1 pseudogene is annotated in these 769 nt (G+C 34.5%); it reads left to right on the top strand.

Annotation, left to right across the window (positions count from 1 at the left end):
- Window positions 1–99 precede the first annotated feature (99 nt).
- A pseudogene (locus tag C4B25_RS04670) lies at window positions 100–769 on the top strand (hypothetical protein); the annotation flags it as partial.

Here is a 769-nt window from a genome sequence, read left to right as displayed (position 1 = left end):
TTCGGACCGCTTACAGAAAGAAGAGATTACTCTAAAACTACTAACGATCTAGCAACACCAGATCTACTAGAAGTACAAAGAAAATCTTTTAACGAACTTCTGAATGAGGGGCTTGAAAAAACAATTCAAACAATTTACCCAATAACATCAACAAGTGGAAAAACAACAATCCACTTCTTACGTAAAACTCTTGGATTCGTCACACCAGTCGACCAAAGAAAAGACAAAGAAAAAAGATTAGCGCTTGCTAAGAAAAAGAACAACTCAAAAACTGCTCTTAAATTCTCAAACGAGATTGAGCAAATGCCTAAAAATGAGTATGGTTGATTAAAACAACATAAACAAAAAGGTTCAACTTACGAAGCAAAGATTAAAGCAATCCTTCTACGTATCAATGAGGAAAACCCTTCTGATTCAAGTTTAGAACAACTTAAAGATGTTGAACTAGACAAGATGCTAGATAAAACACAAACAAAAATTAGAATTGCAAATCACGAAACAGGTGAAATTATCGAAACTATCGATGTTGCACTTCTAATTAAAAATGCTGACGATTTAACAAAAGATGCAAAATCAAAAGCTGAAGCTAAAAAAGCTAAAAACTTCGGTATTGTAGCTAATGAAGTTCTTTTTGGAGCTATTCCATTAATGACAGAGGGTGGTACTTTCTTAATTAACGGTTCAGAAAAAGTAATCGTTTCACAACTTATTAGATCACCTGGTGCTTACTACGGACTACGTGTTCGTAACCAACAAGGTGGGGATGACC

Origin of the sequence: Mycoplasma todarodis, from assembly GCF_004335995.1 — a bacterium.
GTDB classification, from domain to species: domain Bacteria; phylum Bacillota_I; class Bacilli_A; order Mycoplasmatales; family Metamycoplasmataceae; genus Mycoplasma_K; species Mycoplasma_K todarodis.
This window is presented reverse-complemented; position numbering and strand designations above follow the sequence as displayed.